The organism is Bernardetia sp. Wsw4-3y2, from assembly GCF_037126295.1.
Classification (GTDB): Bacteria; Bacteroidota; Bacteroidia; order Cytophagales; family Bernardetiaceae; genus Bernardetia.
The window spans coordinates 1,843,082-1,864,697 of sequence record NZ_CP147017.1 but is presented as its reverse complement, the minus strand read 5'-3'; the positions used below and the strand labels follow the sequence as shown (position 1 = coordinate 1,864,697).

The window sequence follows — 21,616 nt, the reverse complement described above, 5'->3', positions numbered from 1 at the left end:
GCTTGCTTGATTATTTCATCTTATAAACTATCTAATTCCTCTCTAATATTTTCTCGTGCTTGTTTTTCTAATTGCTCTTTAAAAAATGTAGTTTGATAAATAGTAGGTCTATCTAAAAAGTTTTTTAAAACTAGCTTTCGACCTCTTTTGTATAAAAAATTAGGAACATAACCAAACTCTTCTCTTACTTGCTTAGAGTAGTTCTGATATACCGTTGGTGATTGCCCTAAAATCGCTAAATCTAAATCTAAAAGCACTTGTAAATCTCTATCTGTTGTTTTAGAATGATTTTTGGTAGCTTCAATATAATTCATCACTTTTCGCACTCTTTCCATAGGTAAGTATAGAGATAATTGTTCGTGAAAAAATTTTGCGCTCCTGCTTTCGTTATCTTTACGAAGTGGGACGTAAATAGCATCGTGAAACCAAATAGCTAACTCAATAGAAAGTATGTCATTTATTTCTTCTGGATAATCATACAAGCCTTTAATCATCGTTTTGATATGTGTCCAGTTGTGATAATAACGAGTATTTTCTTTGTATTGAGAACCTAGAAGTGTAAAGATTTCTATGTTTTTATCTTCAGGAAGTGAAAAATTAGCTACCATATCTACCCAACTTACTAATAAAAAATTAGCACCTTCAAAGTTGTTTTTTGTTACTTTTGTATTCAAATCCATAATTTTGCTTTAGAAGAAAACTAGTTGTGTCAGCTTTTATAGGATATATTCTAATAAAAGTTTTACAATTATTTTAAAATATTTTTCCCAGTTCTATTTCTATTCTTTTTCTGAAAAAATAATAATTTATACTCATTTTATAAAGACAAGTTAATAAGTAATCAGCTATGTACAAAATCCAATTTGCATTAAAAGAAGCATTTCTATCTTCTATGTTTTCTAAATTCCCTTTTAAAGTTTTCTCTATTTCTGTTTTTAGTTTAGCTTTTATTCTATTTTCAACAGAGCTTTTGGCTCAAAATTCTACCTTAGATTTTGAAGAAACAGAATTTGATTTTGGAAAAATAGAATTTCAAGACACACTTACTCATCGTTTTTACTTTACAAACAATTCAGAAAATGAAATTAAAATATTAGATATTTCAACGGATTGTGCTTGTAGTTTTTCGAATCAAAACTCAAATAGAAGTATAGAAAAAGACGAGCGTAGTTTTATAGAATTAGTTTTTTTACCTTATAATTACGGCAATTTTGTTAAAGTGTTTACAGTAAAGACAGACAATGCAGGGACACAAACACTAATGTTGAAAGGAGAACTACAACCTGTTTTGGATAAGGATAGAGATTTTAAATATAAGTTAGAAAAAACACCACAAATTCGTACCCGAACTAAATATCTTCATTTTGGGAATATGTTGAATAAAGTTCCGATGACTAAAAAGTTTGAGTTTTATAATTCAAGTAAAGAGGACTTTGTATTTACAGGAAAGATGGAAATGCCAAAACATTTGCAAGTGCGTTTTGATTCTACACATATTTTAAAGGCAGGAGAAACTAGTGCTATCTATGTTATTTATGATCCACTTTTAAAGAATGATTTTGGTTATTTAGAAGATATTGTACTGCTTTTTGGGGAACAAAATAAAAAAACAATTAAGTTAGAGTTTAAAGTAACAGCCAATGTAGAAGAATACTTTCCTAGCTTAAATATTGAAATGTTAGAAGCCTATCCAGAGCTTAAAATAGAAGACGATTACATAAACTTAGGCAGTCATTATCTAAAAAATTTGGAAGGAAAGGATTCTTTAGAAGCTACTTTTGTACTCAAAAATGAAAGTAATATGCCTTTGAGAATTCATAAAATAATAGAAGGATATGGGTGCAAACTACTTACAGAAAAATCAGAATGGAACGAGGTTGCACCTCATAGTAATGCCATTGTAAAAATTATCTTTCAAACACCAGAAGACAGAGGAACATATATTCGTTCTCTGACTGTAATTTGCAATGACCCTAGAAAACCTATCAGAACAATGAAAATACAAGCTATTTTGAAGTAAACTAGCTTACAAAGCTATCATCTTATCAACCATTCTTTTCATAGATTGATTTATAGAAGTGTTTGATTCTGCTAAGTTTTGAACTTCATGTAAATTATACCATTTAATATCCAAGATTTCGTCATTTTGAGGAGTCAAATCTTCATTTTCATCTGCTTCTACAATTAGGCGAATGTCAAAATGTAAATGCTCTGTAACTTCCTTTTTTGGAGGAATAGTATGAATGTCAATATCATAAATAGAAGAAGAAAGTAGTTTTAAATTTTTAAGACCACTTTCTTCTTTTACTTCTCTCAAAATAGTTTCTTCAATAGTCTGATCAGTATCTTCTATATGTCCACCAATTTGTAACCATTTATTTAGTTTCTTATGATGAATCAAAAGAACTTTTGTACGTTCTTTATTGACAATCCAAGCTGAACCTGTAATCTGTCCAATTAGATTAGAACGTAAGGCAAAATCATCATTCTCTTCTAAAAATTTAATTATCTGTTTTTGAAATTCTATTTCTTCATCAAATGAAGTTTGATGTTTTTTTATTAAATCTAAAATGGATTTTTTGTTCATAAACATATAAGAAAATCAGAGTTAAAACCCTGCTCAATTGGAAAAAAGTTTTTTGTATTTTCAAAAATGTATTTGAAATTAATTGGTAACTGATTACTTACTAAAAACGGTCAAGTTCTCTTTTTGCATCTTTTGCTTTTAGGTCTTGGCGTTTGTCATATAGTTTTTTACCTTTTGCAAGCGCAATTTCTATTTTTGCAAGCCCTCTATCATTAACATATACTTTTGTCGGAATGATTGTCAGACCAACATCTTGAGCATCATATTGAAGTTTTTTTAGTTCTTTTCGCTTCAAAAGTAATTTTCTATCTGCTTTTTCTTCGTGATTATGTACATTTCCCATATCGTATTGCGAAATATGTAGATTACGGAGAAACAATTCATTTCCAATAAACAAGCAAAAGGCATCACTTATCGTAACTTTTCCCATTCGGATAGATTTGATTTCTGTTCCCTGCAAAACTACTCCAGCTTGATAAATATCTATAAAATGATATTCATGGGAAGCCTTACGATTTTTGATACTGACTGACTTTTGTATTTCTTTCTTTTTACCTGACATATTTATTTGATTTAATTATTAGTGAGTATTTCTCTTCAACTTATTTTGACGACTATAAGTTCGCTTTATTTTTTACTTATGATTTAACAAAATTACAAATTTAAACACAGAGTTAATTTATTTTGCTCTTCTACATCTTTCACTACAATATTTTACATCCTCCCAAACTTTTTCCCATTTTTTTCTCCAAGTAAATGGTTTTTGACACACAAGACATATTTTTTGAGGTAAATCTGATTTTTTGATATGCTTACTCATCTGTATTGCTTTTATAAAAGATAACTGTTTTAGATTCTGTTTCAAAACAACTTGCTATTACTTTTTGTTCGCACTACGTATTTCTAAAAAATACACTATTTTTCAATTATCTTTTTTGCATCTATAATCTAAACTACTACAAAATGTTCTTCTCAAAAAATTATCTCTTTCTATCACTTATTGCTGTTTTTACAGGGATAGGTTCTTATTTTTTATTATTCAATGATTCTGAATCAGAAAACAACGCATGTTGTGCTGTTGATGAGTTTGCTAAATTCACAACAGATAAAGAATTTGTAAACAAACATCCAAATCCTATTGCATTTGATTTTACTCCTCAATATGGCAAAATGTCAGAAATAGCAGTAGAAGGTGGCGAAGCTGCCAATGTCTTTATGGTACAAGCCAAAAAACCAACAGGAAAATATTTATTTGTTTTTCACGAATGGTGGGGACTTAATGATTATGTGAAAAAAGAAGTAGAAAAATACTACGAAAATTTTGGAAAAAAAGTAAACGTAATTGCTATTGATTTGTATGATGGAAAGGTTGCCACAACACGAGAAGAAGCTCAAAAATATATGCAAGGAATGGACAATGCTCGTGCAACTTCAATTATTGAAGCTGTGACAAAACATGCTAAAGAAAAAGCTATTGAAGATGCAAGCGCACCTTTAGAAATTGCTACAATTGGTTGGTGTTTTGGTGGTGGTTGGTCATTACAAGGTTCTATTATCTCAAATGAACATACAAAAGCAACCGTTATGTATTACGGAATGCCTGAAAAAGATATGGAAAGAATCAAGACAATCAAGTCACCTGTTTTGGGAATTTATGCTAATAAAGACAAATGGATTACACCAGAAGTAATGAAGGAATTTGAAAAATCAATGAAAGAAGCAGGTAAAACAATTACTATTTTAGGATATGAAGCAGACCATGCTTTTGCAAATCCAAGTTCACCAGCTTATAATGAAACGGCAGCTAAAGAGGCTCGCAAACAAACCATTAAATTTTTGAAAAAGAATTGGTTATAAAAGTACAACAGACTTCCTAGTCTGTTTTGAACAAATATAAAAAGCAAGAAAGCCTATTCACTAAAGAAATGAATAGGCTTTTGTATTTTTTTTTAAACAAAATTATTTTCCACTCTTAAAAATCGTAAAACGAGTTCCTACTTGCCAGCCGTAAGCCTGTGAAGAAAAAGTAACTCCATTTTCATTGATGAGTGAAGAAAGTGAAGATTTATAAGTTCCTCCTCCCCAAAGTGTCCAACGGTTTGTAATGTGATAATTAATTCCTGCTTGAGTCCAAACCTGTGTGTTTGTAGTTCTGTGATTTCCTAATGCATAGGTAAAAATAACATCTGGGTTGAGACTTGTATAAGAATAACTACTCAAAAATTCTATTGCTGTTCCGAGCTGTGCAAAACCACTAAATTTTTTGACTCTACTTTCTCCAAATTGATAGCCAATAGCTATAGGAAGTTGCAGCCATTCATATTTTGCTTCAACTTGATTATTTGGATATTCTCTCAAGTTTAATGGATCTGTTAAATCTACATATATACGCACATAATTTGTAGAACTAAAAGAGTAATTAGCTTTTCCCATTCCAAGTCCTGTATTGATACTCCAACGTTTATCTTTTCCAAACTGTAAGGCTACATCAAAACCTGTTTGTTGATAAGTTCCACTAATGTTGGTTTTTGGAAGTGTATCAGCAAGATTTGAACTATATGCTTCAATTACTGTTAGACCAGAGTGAAGAGAATCAGTTCTGAAAGTAGGTTTATAAACTCCTTGGGTATGATTAATACCAAAAGTGATGGCTATTCCAGATGATTTTTTTATATTTTCTGTTGGGTTCTCACTCTCTTGATTACTTGCAATAGCTTCATTTGTACTATCCATTTTTAGAATAACTTCTTTTTCAAAGTAAGGATTTCCAACAGGTAAATATTTTGACCAATCAATTTCTTTTAAGACAACAAGTTCTAGTGTATCATTTGCTTCTGCAATTACTTCATCCAAATTACTATTTGTATCTAAATCCTTATTTTTATTCTTGTCTTTATCATTTAAGGAAATAGAAATAGCTACATCAGTATTTTCTTTACTTGTGTTTGTAGAAGTATTTTGTGAGAAAGTAGAGTTTTTATCAGAATTATTTTTGTGAGAAGAATTAGAATGTATTTTTTTTGTATCAGATTTACTAACCCATTCAGTTTTTTGAGTTGGATTATTTGCTTCTACATTACCAAAAGCTGTATCATTAGGCGTTTGAATAGTACGAATTCCTTCATTCTTTGAAGAAGAATTTTCTGTATTATTATCTATATTATTTTGAGTATTTTCAATTTTATCAGAATTTGCAACATCGTTGTTTGAAGGCGTATTTGAATTATCATAAACTAGCGTAAACCAAAACATAACCACCAATAGGAGTGCTGCCACTAGCCCAGAAGTCCAATAAAATAAAGGACGTTTGTACCAAGGCTTTGCATCTAAAGCAGCATCTATTTGTTCCCATAAGTGAGCAGGTGGACTAAATTGAGCATTTTCGAATTTGTTCTTAAATTGCTCCTCCAACTGCTTTCGGTTATTAGTTCCGAAGTTGTTCATAGCTTTCATCTTCTTTCAAGAGCATTTCTTGTAATTGTGCTCTTGCTCGTGCGTACTGTGATTTCGATGTTCCTACACTGATTCCTAATAGTTCTGCAATTTCTTTGTGTTTGTATCCTTCAATAGCATACAAGTTGAAAATTTGCTGAAAACCATCAGGCAGTCTACGAATGATTTGTAAAAGTTCCTCTAAGTCAAATTGATCCAAAATTATATTTTCTTCTGAATTATAATTTACATCTGTTACTTCTTCTTTGAAGGCTTTATCATATTTGTTTCTACCTGTTTTGAGTGCTTGATTGACAACAATCCTACGAATCCAAAATTCTATTGGACAATCTTGTGCAAAACTATCTATATGTTTGAAAACATTGATAAAAGATTCTTGCAAAATATCATCAGCTTCTAGTGTCGTTTTGGCATAACGCATTGCGATAGCATACATCTTTGGAGCAAATTGTTCGTACAGAGTACGTTGCGCCTGACGTTTGCCCTTGATGCAATCATTGATAAGTTGAGATTCTTCAGAAGAAGGAATATGAGCAGTACGAGTAGTCGTATTCTCATTATCTAGTTCCTGATTTTCTTGTTGATTTTCAACATTTTCAATGGATTGACTTCCGTTATGTTCAGAAATGTTTGACATAAAAGGAAATTCACTCATATAAAAGACCCACAGTGAGTATAAAATGGTTGCACGAAAAATTAAAATAGCCAAAATAAATTAGCTCACTTAATCGATACTATTACTTTTCTTTAAATAATTATATTTATTTACCTAAGGAAAACTAATTAGTATAACTTTATTCTAATACAAAATCTATACTAAATCAACTTATCATCAGTATAAATTGTTGAAAATGAAGGGGATAGATTTTTAGTCGTTTTTTTTTTTCTCTAAAAAATTAATTTTGATTATTAAATTGAATCATATTTGGTACGAAGATAGAAACAAAAGTGCAGCACAAATTCATAAAAAAATGAAATAAGTCTGTCAATAATCTAAAAAGAATTTAATTTTAGATTCGTTAAGAATAAGATAAAAATAGTAATTGGGTAGTAGTAGAACGCAAAAATACAAAAAAAAATCTTGTTTTGTAAGTTTTTATAAAAAAAACAACATTTTTCCTCAAAGGCTAAAAATGTTGTTTTTCTATTTATTAATAAGATGAATGCATTATTGAGCGACTTCAAAAGAAATAGAAGTAATTTCTACTCCATTATTATCACTAGAGTGCATTCTGAAATCATATTTTCCTTCTTTTGTAGGTGACATAAATTCTATAACTCCATTCTCTTGATTATCAAAATATTGGTAAGAAACATCATGCATATCGTTTCTAGATTCATCGCCATGTTCTATTTCAGAGGGAATAATACCAATCCAAGGGCGTTTGTCTAGCTTCTGACTGACCTTAAAAGTAAGCATAATTTTTTCCCCAGGTGTGAACATAGTTCTTTCCAAACTCAGTTCGCCAGTTACATCAGAAGTATTTGTATCTTCTACTTCAAAAGAAATAGAGGTAATTTCTACTCCATTATTATCACTAGAGTGCATTCTGAAATCATATTTTCCTGCTTTTTTAGGTGTATAAAATTCCAATGTTCCACTTTCTTGGTTATCAAAATATTTATAAGAGACATCGTGTTGGTCATTTTTAGATTCATCACCGTGAGGTATTTCAGACGGAATAATTCCAATCCAAGGACGTTTATCTAATTTCTGATTTACTTTGAAAGTAACATTAATTGGTTCTCCTGTCTTAAATTTTGTCTGTGTCAGACTCAATTCTCCTGTAACTTCGCCAGCTACGTTTGTTTCTACAGTTTCTTCTTGAGTTTCTGCTTTCTTTTCGCCTCCACATGAAGCAAGCGTTCCTACTAAAAAAGCACTAATCAAAATTGATTTGAATGAAATAATACTCATAGTTTTTCTAAGTTAAAATGATAAAATAAATTTGGTAATAATGAAGTTCAATTAAAAACTTGATTAAAAATAAGAATTTTTTTTGAAAAAACATATTTTGCTAATTTTTATCAGTGAATCTAAAATAATTAGAACTCAATTAAAAAATATGCGTAATTTGTAATTCCAAATCAACAAAAAGTAGTTTTTTATAAAATAAATATATGTCTTTATCTTCTCCTTCTTTCCTCCACAAAGTAGCAACCGAATTATACCAAGAATGGAAAACAGAAATTTCTGATTTGCATATTGTTCTTCCAACTAGAAGAGCATGTTTGTATTTCAAGACTTTCCTTTCTGAAATAGCAGAGGAAACTATTTTTTCTCCAAAAGTAATTTCTTTAGAAGATTTTATTGTGGGTTCTTCGGGTTTGGAAATTGAAGATACAAGCGCACTTGTTTTTGAATTGTATGATTCTTACCAAAATTTTGATAAAGGTGTAGCAGGTTCTTTAGAGCGTTTTGCACCAATGGCAATTACGATGCTATCAGACTTTAATTTGATTGATAGAAATTTGATAAAATCACATGAGCTTTTTGAGTATTTGGACGAAGTAAAAACGCTAGAACGTTGGGGAGATATGTTTGGAGAAGAAGGACAAGAAGAAGCCATAAGTTCGCTAAGTAGAATTACAGAATATTATCTTTTTTGGCAAAATGTTGAAAAGACCTACAATCATTTTAGAGAAAAATTAGAAAGTTCGGGTCGTGCTTATAGTGGTTTGGCTTTTCGTTGGGTTTATGAAAATTTGGAACAAGTAATTGAAGACCAAAATATAAAATGTGCTGTTTTTATAGGCTTCAATCAACTTTATAAAGCTGAAGAATTAATTATTCGAAAACTAGAAAAGCTAGGAAAAGCAAAAACGTTTTGGGATATGGATTCTTTTTATATCGATGCTAAATGGCATGAAGCAGGAAATTATTTTCGAAAATTTACTCAAAACGGATTTATAAAAGGTAGAAGAGAAGAAGTTAGTTTTGTAGAAAATTTGATACAAACTCAGAAAAAGGAAATTGAGGTAATTAGCGTAGTCAATACAATTACACAAGCCAAAACAGCAGGACATCTTCTTAATGAAATGATTGAGAGAATGATTTATAAAAATGAATTTTTCAAATTTTCAGAAGCACGAAATCATACAGCCGTTTTATTGCCAGATGAAACAATGCTTTTACCGATGCTTTATTCTCTTCCAAAAAGTAGCGAAGGCGTAAATATTCAAAAACTCGTCAATATTACAATGGGTGTTTCGCTTCGAAATACGCCACTTTTTTCTCTAATAAAAAATCTTTTTCAGGCACAGGAAAATATGTTGCGTGATGAAGACCAACCTCTTAGTGTTTATCACAAAGACTTACAAAGAATTTTGCAACATCCTTATATTCGTCCGATTGATGAAGATGAAAATCCACCCTTGAAGCGAATGCACGACGAAAATATCATTTATTTTTCTGTAAAAGAATTATCTGATTATAAGAAAAATGGTTGGTTGTACGGACAACTCTTCGAAGATTGGGGGAAAAATGAACGAAATCCGAAAGAAAAAGATACCAATAATTCGGGAAATATCCATAAGGCTTTACGTTCTTTTTTCAAGATTATTGAGGCTTTGGCGCATCGTTTTACACAAGAAGAACATTCTTTGGAAAGTGAATATTTGTTTGAGTTTTATAAGCTCTTAAAACAGATTGAAAGAATGATAATTACTTATGCACCAAATAAAGAAACACATATCGGAAATTCTATTTTTGGAGAAATTGATGAAGAATTAGATAGAAAATTAAATAAAGATAAGTTTAAAAATGAATCTGAAAATCAAAGTGAAAATAAAAAAGGAAAGCTAAAAATTCCTTTAAAAATAGAATCTTTTGAAAGACTGCTTTTGGAACTTATGAGAGATAGAAAAATTCCGTTTACTGGAGAACCTATTGCCCCTATTCAGATTATGGGAATGTTGGAAAGTAGAGCTTTAGATTTTGAAAATGTAATTATTATTTCGGCAAATGAAGGAATTTTTCCTCGTGGAAAAGTGCTGACTTCTAGCATTCCGTTTGATATTCGTTTACAGTTCAATCTTCCGACACACACCGAAGATGATGCTGCGTATTCCTATAATTTTTACAGACTTTTACAACGCAGCAAAAAAATAACACTTATTTACGCATCTGATATGGAGGGAATGCGTGGAGGAGAACCGAGCCGTTATGTCAATCAAATAAAGAGTGAATTGTCTCATTTAGAGAATATTAGTTTTTATGAGTCTCGTTTAGAATTGCCTTTACCAACTTTCGAAAATAGCACTAGAATTGTAGAAAAAACACCTGCAATTATTCAACGACTAGAAAAATATTTGACTCAAGAAGGATTGTCGCCAAGTTATATTAGTCGTTATTTGGAAGAACCGATGCGTTTTTATGAGCAGAAAGTTTTGAAACTCAATGAGCCTCCAATGATGGAAGAAGATTTGTTTCAACATACGTATGGACAGGTTATGCACGAGGCTTTGGAGGAACTTTTTGAGCCGTTGGTAGGAAAAGAAATAAATGAAGAATGGCTAGACAAAACACGAAAAAACAAAGAAAACCTAAAACTTTTAGTAGAAAAGCTCATCACAAAACTGGCTGGTGGTGTGATGCACGACACAGGAAAGAATTTTTTATTGAAAGAAGTTACACAGTCTTTGATTCCTGAATTTATGCGTTTGCAGAAAGAAGAAGCTCCTATTCGTCTGATTGCACTAGAACAACAACTTAAAAATACTATTACTTTTGATATAAAAATCAATGGACAAATCAGAAAAATTCCTCTAAAACTCATCGGAACGGCTGATAGAATTGATATTATTACAACAAAAGAAGGAATAAAAAGGCTACAAGTCATCGATTACAAAACTGGAAAACTAGATGCAGCAGCACTAAAAGCCGATACTTTCGAACAGCTTTTGAGTGATGAAAAAGCCAAAATTATTCAACTCGTTTTGTATAAATATTTGTTTATCAAAACCTATCAAGCAGGACAAATAAATCATTTGCCAACAGACTTTAGCTTAGAAGAATATCAAATTGTTTCGGGTTTTTGGTTTTTCAGAAAGCTAAGTTCTAATTTTACGCCTTATACTCTAAAAGCCGAAAAAGATTTGACTTTAGATGGATTTTTGGCAGAAGTAGAAACATTTTTACAAAAAGTAGTAGAAAACATGCTAGATGCAGCCATTCCGTTTTCTGATGTGATTGATGTGGATATTTGGGAGGAGGAGACAGAGTAGGTCAAAGCTCGCCTTTGACTTTTGATAAATTGTGATTAATAAATACTTTAAAAGGCAAGCCTTTAACCTACAAATATCATTTTCATCCATCCAACAAATCCAGTTTCTTAGCAATATAGTAGGTAAATGTGGAAAGTGGGTGCAGAATAAGGTTGATTTGTTGTTCCGTATTGACTTAATGATTTTAAGGAAATACTACCATACCAATCCTTTAATTTTTCAATTTTAGAAGGGTATTTTTCTTCTTTTAATTTAACAACATATTTTTCTAGTTCTCGTGGCTTTGCTTTCACAATAGTTTCAAATTCTATATTTCTACCATTTGAAAACATTTTTAATAATCCGTTTTAGAGAATTCAGTAATATCTCTTTTTAATCTTAACTCCCAATGCCTTTGTACCATTTTCTCTACACCTTGATATTGTATTGGGATCATCTTATCGGTGTTTGTAAACTATTGAGAGACTTCTGAAAGAAACTGTTAAAGGAATAAAAAATAAATAACTTATTTATAATTTTAAAACACAGCTAATAATTTTCCTAAATAGTGAAAATAATATTTGCATTATTCAAATAAATACTTACCTTGTGATTAGTTTGTTAGAAGTTAAAATTTGTTTTAAATTCATTTATATTACATGATAGCTAAATTAGCTTTTTTAAAACTAACAGAACTAATATTAATTAATCATTATTCAATCTAATTATCATTTTTATGAAAAGTCTAAAAGATTTTAAAAAGTTTGCTGTATCTCAAAAAATAGCTTCAAGTGTATCTGGTGGAGCTGTTGCTCCTATCGATGGAGATGATGATAATCCTGGTGGTGGTGGTGGTGGCAATGCTGGTGGTGGCACAAGAACACTCTATTGTTGTAAAAACTGTAATACTGCTCTTTGTGGCTACAATGCTTGGACAGTTAAAATGGCTTGTTTAAACTCAACAAATCCTGGACCTGTAGTAGTATGTAACTAAACATCACGATAATGTTTAGTATCAAAAGCATTTGGTTTTTAATGAAATCAAATGCTTTTTTTTATCATTTTTTAATAAAAAAAATTATAATGTACTATTACTCCAACATACTCAATTCTTTAGCGATGTCGTGAGTAAGTTTGGAAAGTGGGCGCAGATGAAAATTTTCTTCTTCCATAATTCCGTTGGAAAGATGCCGAATTACGTCTTCTTTATTCCTGAAAAAAGTGCCTTCATATTTTTGAAATAATTCATCGATATAGGAATCTGGATAAGTAATTTGTTTTTGGATAAGTTCTAAAATTTGGTCTTTGTGTTGGTCGTAAAGTTCGTTTATACGAAAAACTTCAAAATTTTTGCCTAATACTTTTTTAGCTTTTTCATAATCAATACAAAATCCATCTTTATCATAATAGAATGTTGAATTTTTGATTTTTAGACTAAAACTAAACTCTTCTATTTTAGAATATGGATTTACTGAAACTAATTTTGTTCCTTTAAAAGTCTGATTACAAGTTTTGCAGCTTGGAATGAGATTATAAAATGATACAGCTAAAAAAGGATATTCTGATTTTGGATAAAAATGGTCTAGTTCGTCAATTCGTATTACTGTATCTTCTATTTTCTCTTTTTCTTGTCTTTCTATTTCAACAAGTTTGATATAATTTCGATTGCAGTACGGACAAACTGAAATATTTAAACTTTCTATAAGGTCTTTAGAACTATACTTGATTTCTTTATCATTTTCTTCTTTCTTAATAAAACCAGTTGTCAAGTAACCATAATAAGTTTCAAAACCCTTAAAATCACTTTTATCTTTACATTGATGAGCATTCCAAATTTCTACTAAAGCATCTATTTCACTAGGAGAAGCAAAGACAATTTTCTCAAAATCAAATTCTGCAAAATACTTTTTTATAGCATCATTGAAGTATTTTAAATCAAACTTTTTATTTCCACTATCAGCATAATTCTTTATCGCTTCCCAATGCCTTTGCACCAGTTTCTCTAAATCTCTATGTTGTATTGGAATCATGTTATTGGGGTTTGTAAACGAGATAAATGTCTTAAACCGTCGTTGAGACTTCGCCGTCAACGAGGAGTAATCTAAATTCCTCAACGACGGCAACGCCTCGTTGACGGTTAAAAGCAAAAGAACTATACTGGATTATCGTTTTTCAAAATACTTTCTAAACTATGTATTCTAGCTTTTAATTCTTCAATTTCTGTACTATGTTTATCTACTTTTCGAAGGCGTTTGCTATCCAAAAGTTTCTGCAACATCGTTTTTACAATCGGCTCGCCAATCATTGAAATAATCATTTCACATTTATCTAATTCTTTTGGTTTAGGTTCGCTTTCATTCAAAATATCAATCGCTTCGTCAATCTTACTTTGAGCAAACTCTCCCACCAAACCACCTTTCATAAAAAACGAATCGGTCAGAAGTGTATGAATATTTGCACCAAAAGTATGTTTCATACTCTCTAATTTGGACACTTTACACAAACCTGTATCCTTTTCTTTCTCCAAAAAAATAACATTCTCTTTCGGCAAATCAGAAACCAAAAAAGGAGAGTGAGAAGTAAGAATAAGCTGGATTTCTTTGTCTGGGAATATTTTTGGTAAAGTTTCAAGCAAGATTTTTAAATACTGCTTTTGCCATTGGGGATGTAAACCTAGTTCGCCTTCGTCTATGAGAATGGTAATATAATCTACACTATTTATTGAAAATTCAGTTTCCATTGCATAATCATCAATATTTATTAATCTTAGAAAAAAGGTTGATAGTGCTTCCTCACCATTGCTTAGAATTATTTCGTTACCTTCATTATTAGCAAAATCAATATTGAAGTTAGAATGATAAAAGGAAATAAAAAAATCTTTTACTACAGAAAAGACCTCTTGTTGATTAATATTAATAAGAAAAAAATTATCAAAAATTTTGACTTCATCTATTAGATTTATTACTCTATCAGCTAATTCAAAACTTATAGACCAGATTGAGTTTGAGTTCTTCTCTTTTATAAGGTTATACTTAGTAGATATGCTAATACTATTATCATATAATATTGGGGTAATGTCATCAATTTTTTTTAAAATGTTGGTTTGACTAGAACCATAATATGTAAACCTATGTTGAATAGCTCCTAAAATAGCTATGTGGTATATTATTGTTAAAAGCTCTTCTCTATTTTTAAATTTAGCCCCCATTCTTGAGTCCCAAGAATTAGTAAAAAATGAATGTAAATTTTGTATTTTATCATCAACGCCTACAACTTGCTCTATGTACTCTAAAAAGTCGTGTAAAGCTGGTAAAGTGACTTTAAGATGTTTTATAGGTTGAAAGTATGTAAATTCATCAATCAAATTAAAACTAGATGATTTTGACCTTAATAAATTATTAATGAAACCTATTTTGTATTTTATATGATGATTTAAATTTATTACAAAATTTTTATCTGTAGGGTGTCCTCTATCAGTATAATAATGAGCGTCCATAAATATTTCTGTGCTGGAAATATTTATAAAATTTGGATGATTATACACGTTTATAGGAGCTGTATAAGCATTTTGAAATAAAATATTTGTAATACCATTCAATTCTCTGAATGAAGATTTATTTAAGTCTATTTTATCATAAAAATTCAAATGGTTGTTTATTTCTACTTTATTATGAAAAATAGTATTACCATATATCATAATAAAACAATTTTTTTCAAAAATTTCTGAAAATAGAAATTTTATCAAACTACTCTTCCCAGCCCCATTCGCCCCAACAATAGCTGTTACATTGCTTATATTCTCTCCAAAAAAATCCTCATAAAAAGCTGCTTTTTTCTTTCTGTCTTCATCTGTTATTTTATCTGTCAGCGTTCCACTAACAATTTTTCCATTTTCATCTGGCTTGTCTGGCTCAAAATGAAAATCATACAACGGACTAAAATTAAATCCTTGTTGTTTGATATTTTTATAATCTTCAATCCAAAGGTAGAGGAGTTGCATAGGTGGAAGGTAAAAAAGAGTGTTGATAGAATAGAAAACAAGATACAATAAAAAACGAATACTATCTTTTTTTGAGTTCTTTCAAAATAAAATTCTGTAACTCTTCTTCCGTAGGTAGTTGTACTTTGTATTTTGAGATAAAAAGTTCGTTGCCTTGTGTAGGCATCGCATAGCGTACAAGAGCCTCATTTTTATCTGTTACTAGCAAAATACCAATAGGAGGATTATCGCTTTCTTCTTTGATTTCTTGTTGGTAATAGTTGAGGTAGGTTTGTAGTTGGGCAATGTGTCCGACTTGCATTTTATCCACTTTGAGTTCTATAAGTATGTGGCATTTGAGCAAACGATGATAAAAAACTAAATCTACAAAAAAATATTCTTCGCCTATCAAAATACGTTTTTGCCTTGCTTCAAAACAAAAACCATTGCCAAGCTCTAAAATAAAGTCTTGTAAGTGTGCAATCAAGGCACTTTCCAAATCATTTTCATCAAAAAACTGTTGTGAGCTTAATCCTAAAAACTCAAACACATACATATCTTTGATAGCATCTTGTGGCGTTTGTACGGCTATGGTTTGTTTTATTTTCTCAAAACTCAACTCTTTATCTGTAGATAATCCCAAACGCTCATAAGAAAGTGTATTGATTTGCCTTTGCAACTCTCTGACAGAAGGCGTAGTTTTGAGGGTAAGCATTTCATAATAACGACGTTGTTTGGGGTTTTCTACAGTCATCAAAACAGAAAGATGCGTAAATGAAATTCGTTGCAATAACAGTTTTGTGTATTCAACTTCTTCATTTTCAGTATTTTGCAATTCGACCATCACTGATGGTCGAATTGAAACAGGTAGTAATTGTTGTTCTTGTTGAGCCAAGACTTGACTAAAAAGTGGATAGGTTTGATAAAACGTTCTGCATCTTTTCAAATCTGTTGTACTTCTCAAACCCTTTATAGATTTGAGTTCTTGAGCTAGAGTTTTAAAAAGTTTAGTACCATATTTTGCTCGGTCATTTCCATTTTGTTCATATTCTACAATGTACGCACCAATGCACCAATTTCGAATAGTCAAAAATTGATTTACGCTTTGTGTCGCTTTTGTTTGCAGTTCTGCGTGTGTATTGGAGATATTTTGTAATAAGTCTTGAAATTTCATACTATTTAATACTAACTAAAGGAGAAAAGAGTGTCGATAGAATAGAAAACAAGATACAAGATATCTCATTAAAAGCCTAAATCATTGCACCAAAAAAACAAGAACTAAAACAAAGAAAAATCCTATGAAAAATGAATCTCATAGGATGGTTTTATAAGTTTTATAATAAAATTAAAAGGGGAGTTTACCTGTATGTTTTCCTGTTTTTATTTTATTTCATTTTTTGAAGCATCACAACAGCATTGCTAAAATTTACTGATGCAGAGTTAATACGTTCGAAGGCTGCTAATTGCTCTTTTGTTTGTATTGCATCTCTATAAAATTCTGTTATTTCTACTGTCAAAGTCCCATTTTTGATATTTGCTTCTGTTTTGAAGTGCATAAGCATCTGTCCCATTTCTGCATTCCAAACCTGCTTTTTGAGGGATTCGAAATTTCTAATATAATAGCCTTCTGGAATTTCTATTTCAATGATAGTTTTGAATTCTTCTGGGTAACCTTTTTCTACATTTCCTTTTTGTAAATATGATTTTGGATGTGCATCTAAAAGACTTCCTAATTTGAATAAGTAGGTTTCGTTGGCTTGTTCTACAAGTGTATTTGAAGATATTTTTCCTTCTACTTTAAACAAATCCATACGAACTGTTTCAGTATCATAATAATTATTTTCTATAGTTGTAATATCTACACGTTCTGGAATAGCGTGTTCTCCTGCACGAATATCAAAACGACTAGCAACAGCTTTTTCAGGCTCATCAGATAAATAGTAATAAGCGTGGTAATCTATGGCAGAATATCCAGTGAGTTCTCTCTTTAAATTAATTTTTGTAGTATTTAATTCGTCTTCAAAACTCACTTTATAGTATGTATTAGTATGGCTTTGAGAAGGATTAAAATTGATAGTACGAATATCTGAATAGGCAATAATATCTTCTCCCAAAATTACAGGTGGCTTTACAAAAATACCTTTGTTATTAATGAGCGAATACGGAATATATCCATAACGATAACTAATTTCAGTAGGCATCAAATAGCTTTTCATAGAAGGGAAATAGAACAAATAAGCGTGGATAAAATCCCACGAAGGAAAATTCTCATCAAAGGCAAAATATTTTTTATCAGAAGTTCCTACCAAACGATGGTCTATTCCTGCATTTTGAAAAAAAGCTCCAAACAAACGCAAAACACCATAACTATCACTCATTCCATTTTCTAAAGAAGCCAAAAGAGAATACGAATCGTGGCTAACATTTTCATCTATACGAATATGATTTTTGATATAATCTTCAATTGCTTTTATTTTTTGTTCCTGTGGAAGTAAAGACGTTTTTTGAGCATTTAATTCTTCTAAAATAGAATTAATTCGTCTGTTTTCATCTTTCAAACTCAATGGATAAACTACTGAAGCAAGTTGGTTTGCAATAGTTTCCCAACTATTATCTGCATATTTTTCATCAGCCAAAACATGTGAAAAACGATAGTGCAAACGCATCAAATTTCCTTCTCCTAAAATAGATTTTGAAGAAACTGTATTTATTTTATCAGTTGATATAGAAAGTAAATTTCTTCCCATTGCATCACTCTGTTGTTTTGCTTGTGGAAGTCCGTTATAACTTTTGCTTGTAAAAAGAATATTTGCAGGAGTAATAAGTTCGAAGCTCACATTTTTCAAGACTACATTAGCAGGATACATATAATGTCCAGAAAGAGATGCCGAACGCTCTATTACATAAAAATATTCAATATTGCTTCCTACTTGCGCTCCCTCAATAGGAAAACGAGTAGAAGAAGTAAAAAAGCCATTTTCTTCTATTTTACGAATCTGAGAAAGGTCTATTTCTATTGTCTTTCCATCAGTTTGAATACTTCTAGCTTTCAAACTTACCAATTTTTCGCCTTCTTGAAGAGAAACAAATACTTTATTATATTGCTTTAGTGCATTCTCTGAATTGATTTTTATGATATGATGTGTCAGTTCCCACATTTTAAAATCACCTTTTTCATCATAAAAATACTCTAAACCATAATGATATTTTTCAAAAGTAGTTGGTTCGTTATTCTTCTCTGTACTTGCCTTTGCAGCACTAGGAGAAATATCCCAATCATAATTAAGAAGTTGGAAAGGTTCTGTATAAGGAAAGATTTCATTATTTTCATTTTCAGAAAATTCAGTCGCTACTTCTTGAGCTTCTACATAAACCGAAAAAGTTGTAATCAAGAATAGAGAAGAGAAGAGAAAAAAGAACCGTAAGTATTTATTCATAAAAATATATAGGAAAGGAAATATCTGTGACTTATTTGATTGTGAAATATAAAATAATGTTTGAAAACACTATTTAAATTATCACTTGTCTTGAAGAACAGTTGTTGAAAATAAAATTCTAAAAAAGAAGCTAAAAATCTGCTAATCAACTAACTACCCAGTCTAATAACTGCAAAAACTAACCCTAAAGTTTGTAAACTGCAAATAAGCGAAAGAATAAAAAATAGAGTTTGATGTGTGTTTTCTACTAAAAACGCAGTGTTTTTTAGTTAAAAAAATAGAATCAACATAACAGTTTTCTAATTTTTCTGAAAAAATGGCTTATTTGTTAAGTATAACGCAGAAACAGCCAATAAAGTTAGGCAAAATTCCGTATTGCAAACTATAAAGGGCTTTTTTTTACGCTAGTAGGTTTATAAGATGTTTTTATCCTAAAATAAGAATTATAGAAAACAAAAATCATATAATCTAGAAATTATTAGAATAAACTCCTGAAAATAATGATAGCTTGACTTTTTCACGTGAAAGATTGTTTTTTATAATTTAATAGCAAATTTCTGAAGTAGAAATGAGAATACTTTAATTGGATAATGAATTTATTTGTCTGCTATTTTTGATAAACCCAATACTATTTTTTCAACAAAAACATGTTGAAAAAAAACATTCACCTCATAAATGACGTTGATTATAAAGACAGAGTTACGTAGTTTTTGATAAACTACATTCCTCCATTTTTTGAGTTGTGTATTATAATTCGCTTATTATTCCCAAGTTTATGAATAAGCAACTGGTTTCTGACCAATCTAACAGCAACTTAGAGGAAAACAGAATTTCATTTTTTAGACTAGATTTAGATTTACTAAATTCTCTTTTTTTCAGTTGTATTGCTTCTTTTAGGTACTTTTTAAATTCTATTTGTAATGTTTTTTTTAATAAAAATATAGGAATAGGCTGTTTTACTGTACTTTCCTGTTTGTTTTTTTGCCAAAAAAGTAAAGCTCAAAAAGCTCCTTATACACCTTCTTATTCTGTTACAATTACACAAGATAGCATTGAGAGAATAGTTGATAATTATTATAAAGAAACAAATGATACCACCACTACGGATAAAATTAGATATTGGGCAGCCAAGAGAAAATGGACAAAAGAAGTAGTTAGTTGGATTATAAGCTCAAAGAAAGAACCTAGTTTTTGCCCTCCTGCTGATGTTCTGCATTATCCAGATTGGAAGGCACAAGAAGGAAAAATAATAGGAAAAATTGATGTTCTTACTTTAGATGTTTTTGGAGCAAAAGCAACTGATACTTTACACGAAACAAGAAATTGGTTAGAAAGAGCTGCAAATACAATTCATATCAAAACACAAAGTAGTGTAGTAAAAAGACGTTATTTGTTTTTCAAAGAGGGAGAAGAATTGAATCCTGATTTGATAAAAGATACAGAGCGAGTTTTGAGGCAATTAAGAGCTATTGGAGATGCTCGTATTTATGTAAAAGAAAGGCTACGAGTAGATGGAACAGTAAGTGATACCGTTGATATTGAAGTAATTACTCACGATATTTGGTCGCTTGTTCCAAGTGCAGGTGCATCAGGAATAAATAGTGGTTGGATTCAGTTACAAGAGCGAAATTTATTAGGTTTTGGACACAATGTAGAAGGAGAATTGATGTATTCGCCAGATTCTCAACAACCTTTTGGACACCGAGCAAAATTTGAATCTGCTTATTTGGGAAATTCATTTTCAGTTTTGAGTGCTGAATATTGGAATACTTATGAGCGAAAAAGTTATAATGCAGCTTTAGAACGTCGTTTTCTTTCACCTGATATGCGTTGGGCAGGTGGTCTAGAAGTTGGTTATAGACGTTGGTTAGCTCTTCCTTTATCTGAAAATGACACAATTACACCTACTTTTTTTTATAGTTATTTACTTACTGATGGTTGGGGAGCTTATTCTTTTCCCATCAAAAATAAAAAAATAAATAATGGAGGAAGAACATCAATTATCACAGCTGCTCGTTTTACAAATTATTATTATACAGACAGACCAGAAATAAGTGCAGACACTAATCTTTTGTATCAAAATCAAACTCAACTGCTTTTGAGTGTCGGACTTTCTACTCGTAAATATGAAAGAGATTATATGATTTATGGTTTTGGAAGAACAGAAGATATTCCTATTGGTAGACGTGCCGTTCTTACCTTTGGAAAGTCAAATACAGACCTTGAAACAAGATATTATACAAGTTTAGAACTTAGCAAAGGTATAAGGACTAAAAAAATAGGTTATGTGCGAGCTTCTTTGGCTTTAGGTTCTTATATGACTACTGAAAAAGAATTGGAACAAGGCATATTTGAATCAAAATTTACTTACTTTACCCCTTTATTGTGTTTGGGAAGGTGGCGTTTAAGGCAATTTGTTAGGGGACGTTATACTAAAGGATTTAATAGATTTGAGAGAGAGTTTAATGACATCAATAGTAGTGAAGGCATTTGGGGAATAAGCGATGACCAATTAAAAGGAACAGAAGTAGGGTTCATTGGAACAGAAAGTGTTTTTTTTACGCCTTGGCGATTTTTAGATTTTCAGTGGGCATTTTTTCTTCGGGCAGATATTGGTGTTGCTACTTTTGGAGGTTCTGTGTCGCAAAGTCCTATTTTTCAGGGTTATAATGTTGGATTTAGAATGTATAATGAACGTTTTTCCTTTCGTACTCTTCAAATACGTTTTGGTGTCTATACAGGTTTTAATGATGCACCTTATTATCTTCAAACTGTTATTGATAATGTCCCACGACTAAGGATTGAAGATTTTGATATAGAAAAACCTGATGTCATTTATTTTCATAAAGGTAACGAAGGAAGATAAATCAAGTCTGAAGTCAGATTTTAGAAGTCAGAAGTAAAACTAATTTAATTTCTTTTTTTTGTGTTTGACAAATTTAGAATTAAAAAAGG

General features: G+C 30.6%; 17 protein-coding genes. 5 read left to right on the top strand and 12 right to left on the bottom strand.

Annotation, left to right across the window (positions count from 1 at the left end; translation table 11 throughout):
- Positions 1 to 20: 20 nt before the first annotated feature.
- Positions 21 to 680 carry a hypothetical protein gene (locus V9L05_RS07365; protein ID WP_338793842.1) on the bottom strand — a complete coding sequence of 220 codons (660 nt, stop codon included), beginning with the start codon at positions 678 to 680 and terminating at the stop codon, positions 21 to 23.
- Between the two features lie 167 nt (positions 681 to 847).
- Here V9L05_RS07365 and V9L05_RS07360 point away from each other — a divergent pair, with 167 nt between their 5' ends.
- A complete protein-coding gene (locus V9L05_RS07360; RefSeq protein ID WP_338814968.1) occupies positions 848 to 2,020 on the top strand; it encodes a DUF1573 domain-containing protein in 1,173 nt (390 codons plus the stop codon).
- Between the two features lie 6 nt (positions 2,021 to 2,026).
- On the opposite strand, the gene V9L05_RS07355 is transcribed toward V9L05_RS07360, so the two are convergent.
- From V9L05_RS07355 to V9L05_RS07345, 3 genes are all read right to left on the bottom strand, one after another.
- A complete protein-coding gene (locus V9L05_RS07355; RefSeq protein WP_338814967.1) occupies positions 2,027 to 2,587 on the bottom strand; it encodes an NUDIX hydrolase in 561 nt (186 codons plus the stop codon).
- 100 nt (positions 2,588 to 2,687) lie between these two features.
- Positions 2,688 to 3,149: an SsrA-binding protein SmpB gene (gene smpB, locus V9L05_RS07350; protein WP_338793845.1), complete on the bottom strand. Its 462-nt coding sequence runs from the start codon at positions 3,147 to 3,149 to the stop codon at positions 2,688 to 2,690.
- A gap of 117 nt (positions 3,150 to 3,266) precedes the next feature.
- Positions 3,267 to 3,407 (bottom strand): DUF2256 domain-containing protein, encoded by a 141-nt coding sequence (locus V9L05_RS07345; protein ID WP_338793846.1) that lies wholly within the window; start codon positions 3,405 to 3,407, stop codon positions 3,267 to 3,269.
- A 143-nt stretch (positions 3,408 to 3,550) separates the two neighbouring features.
- Here V9L05_RS07345 and V9L05_RS07340 point away from each other — a divergent pair, with 143 nt between their 5' ends.
- Positions 3,551 to 4,444 carry a dienelactone hydrolase family protein gene (locus tag V9L05_RS07340; protein WP_338814966.1) on the top strand — a complete coding sequence of 298 codons (894 nt, stop codon included), beginning with the start codon at positions 3,551 to 3,553 and terminating at the stop codon, positions 4,442 to 4,444.
- A gap of 102 nt (positions 4,445 to 4,546) precedes the next feature.
- On the opposite strand, the gene V9L05_RS07335 is transcribed toward V9L05_RS07340, so the two are convergent.
- The 3 genes from V9L05_RS07335 to V9L05_RS07325 all read right to left on the bottom strand — a co-directional run bounded on the left by V9L05_RS07335 (position 4,547) and on the right by V9L05_RS07325 (position 7,958).
- Entirely contained in the window at positions 4,547 to 6,031 is a 1,485-nt protein-coding gene (locus tag V9L05_RS07335) for an outer membrane beta-barrel protein (RefSeq protein ID WP_338814965.1), read from the bottom strand.
- The gene (locus V9L05_RS07330; protein WP_338793849.1) at positions 6,012 to 6,677 is read right to left on the bottom strand and encodes an RNA polymerase sigma factor; all 666 of its coding nucleotides are present in this window, start codon (positions 6,675 to 6,677) and stop codon (positions 6,012 to 6,014) included. Before V9L05_RS07330 ends, V9L05_RS07335 begins: the two co-directional genes overlap by 20 nt.
- 531 nt (positions 6,678 to 7,208) lie before the next feature.
- Complete coding sequence (locus tag V9L05_RS07325; RefSeq protein WP_338793850.1) at positions 7,209 to 7,958, bottom strand: hypothetical protein; 750 nt, start codon at positions 7,956 to 7,958, stop codon at positions 7,209 to 7,211.
- Between the two features lie 203 nt (positions 7,959 to 8,161).
- On the opposite strand from V9L05_RS07325, the gene V9L05_RS07320 reads away from it, so the two are divergent.
- Positions 8,162 to 11,266 (top strand): PD-(D/E)XK nuclease family protein, encoded by a 3,105-nt coding sequence (locus V9L05_RS07320; protein ID WP_338814964.1) that lies wholly within the window; start codon positions 8,162 to 8,164, stop codon positions 11,264 to 11,266.
- 107 nt (positions 11,267 to 11,373) lie between these two features.
- On the opposite strand, the gene V9L05_RS07315 is transcribed toward V9L05_RS07320, so the two are convergent.
- Positions 11,374 to 11,598, bottom strand: coding sequence for a hypothetical protein (locus V9L05_RS07315; RefSeq protein WP_338814963.1), 225 nt, complete (start codon positions 11,596 to 11,598; stop codon positions 11,374 to 11,376).
- A gap of 383 nt (positions 11,599 to 11,981) precedes the next feature.
- Between V9L05_RS07315 and V9L05_RS07310 the strand changes: the two genes are divergently transcribed.
- A complete protein-coding gene (locus V9L05_RS07310; protein WP_338793853.1) occupies positions 11,982 to 12,239 on the top strand; it encodes a hypothetical protein in 258 nt (85 codons plus the stop codon).
- Between the two features lie 97 nt (positions 12,240 to 12,336).
- On the opposite strand, the gene V9L05_RS07305 is transcribed toward V9L05_RS07310, so the two are convergent.
- The 4 genes from V9L05_RS07305 to V9L05_RS07290 form a co-directional block, all read right to left on the bottom strand.
- On the bottom strand, positions 12,337 to 13,275 hold the full coding sequence (locus V9L05_RS07305; protein ID WP_338814962.1) for a hypothetical protein: 939 nt from the start codon (positions 13,273 to 13,275) through the stop codon (positions 12,337 to 12,339).
- 122 nt (positions 13,276 to 13,397) lie between these two features.
- Positions 13,398 to 15,245 (bottom strand): AAA family ATPase, encoded by a 1,848-nt coding sequence (locus V9L05_RS07300; protein WP_338814961.1) that lies wholly within the window; start codon positions 15,243 to 15,245, stop codon positions 13,398 to 13,400.
- 61 nt (positions 15,246 to 15,306) lie between these two features.
- Positions 15,307 to 16,398, bottom strand: coding sequence for a PDDEXK nuclease domain-containing protein (locus V9L05_RS07295; protein ID WP_338814960.1), 1,092 nt, complete (start codon positions 16,396 to 16,398; stop codon positions 15,307 to 15,309).
- Between the two features lie 211 nt (positions 16,399 to 16,609).
- Positions 16,610 to 18,661: a DUF3857 domain-containing protein gene (locus V9L05_RS07290; protein ID WP_338814959.1), complete on the bottom strand. Its 2,052-nt coding sequence runs from the start codon at positions 18,659 to 18,661 to the stop codon at positions 16,610 to 16,612.
- A gap of 775 nt (positions 18,662 to 19,436) precedes the next feature.
- Here V9L05_RS07290 and V9L05_RS07285 point away from each other — a divergent pair.
- A complete protein-coding gene (locus tag V9L05_RS07285; protein WP_338814958.1) occupies positions 19,437 to 21,527 on the top strand; it encodes a hypothetical protein in 2,091 nt (696 codons plus the stop codon).
- Positions 21,528 to 21,616: the final 89 nt, after the last annotated feature.

What these genes read in the sequence shown, in the direction of transcription:
- V9L05_RS07335 (WP_338814965.1), bottom strand. Translation starts at nt 6,031, where the DNA reads ATGAACAACTTCGGAACTAATAACCGAAAGCAGTTGGAGGAGCAATTT.
- V9L05_RS07315 (WP_338814963.1), bottom strand. Translation starts at nt 11,598, where the DNA reads ATGTTTTCAAATGGTAGAAATATAGAATTTGAAACTATTGTGAAAGCA.
- V9L05_RS07340 (WP_338814966.1), top strand. Translation starts at nt 3,551, where the DNA reads ATGTTCTTCTCAAAAAATTATCTCTTTCTATCACTTATTGCTGTTTTT.
- V9L05_RS07365 (WP_338793842.1), bottom strand. Translation starts at nt 680, where the DNA reads ATGGATTTGAATACAAAAGTAACAAAAAACAACTTTGAAGGTGCTAAT.
- V9L05_RS07285 (WP_338814958.1), top strand. Translation starts at nt 19,437, where the DNA reads ATGAATAAGCAACTGGTTTCTGACCAATCTAACAGCAACTTAGAGGAA.
- V9L05_RS07355 (WP_338814967.1), bottom strand. Translation starts at nt 2,587, where the DNA reads ATGAACAAAAAATCCATTTTAGATTTAATAAAAAAACATCAAACTTCA.
- smpB (WP_338793845.1), bottom strand. Translation starts at nt 3,149, where the DNA reads ATGTCAGGTAAAAAGAAAGAAATACAAAAGTCAGTCAGTATCAAAAAT.
- V9L05_RS07360 (WP_338814968.1), top strand. Translation starts at nt 848, where the DNA reads ATGTACAAAATCCAATTTGCATTAAAAGAAGCATTTCTATCTTCTATG.
- V9L05_RS07345 (WP_338793846.1), bottom strand. Translation starts at nt 3,407, where the DNA reads ATGAGTAAGCATATCAAAAAATCAGATTTACCTCAAAAAATATGTCTT.
- V9L05_RS07295 (WP_338814960.1), bottom strand. Translation starts at nt 16,398, where the DNA reads ATGAAATTTCAAGACTTATTACAAAATATCTCCAATACACACGCAGAA.
- V9L05_RS07310 (WP_338793853.1), top strand. Translation starts at nt 11,982, where the DNA reads ATGAAAAGTCTAAAAGATTTTAAAAAGTTTGCTGTATCTCAAAAAATA.
- V9L05_RS07300 (WP_338814961.1), bottom strand. Translation starts at nt 15,245, where the DNA reads ATGCAACTCCTCTACCTTTGGATTGAAGATTATAAAAATATCAAACAA.
- V9L05_RS07290 (WP_338814959.1), bottom strand. Translation starts at nt 18,661, where the DNA reads ATGAATAAATACTTACGGTTCTTTTTTCTCTTCTCTTCTCTATTCTTG.
- V9L05_RS07320 (WP_338814964.1), top strand. Translation starts at nt 8,162, where the DNA reads ATGTCTTTATCTTCTCCTTCTTTCCTCCACAAAGTAGCAACCGAATTA.
- V9L05_RS07325 (WP_338793850.1), bottom strand. Translation starts at nt 7,958, where the DNA reads ATGAGTATTATTTCATTCAAATCAATTTTGATTAGTGCTTTTTTAGTA.
- V9L05_RS07305 (WP_338814962.1), bottom strand. Translation starts at nt 13,275, where the DNA reads ATGATTCCAATACAACATAGAGATTTAGAGAAACTGGTGCAAAGGCAT.
- V9L05_RS07330 (WP_338793849.1), bottom strand. Translation starts at nt 6,677, where the DNA reads ATGTCAAACATTTCTGAACATAACGGAAGTCAATCCATTGAAAATGTT.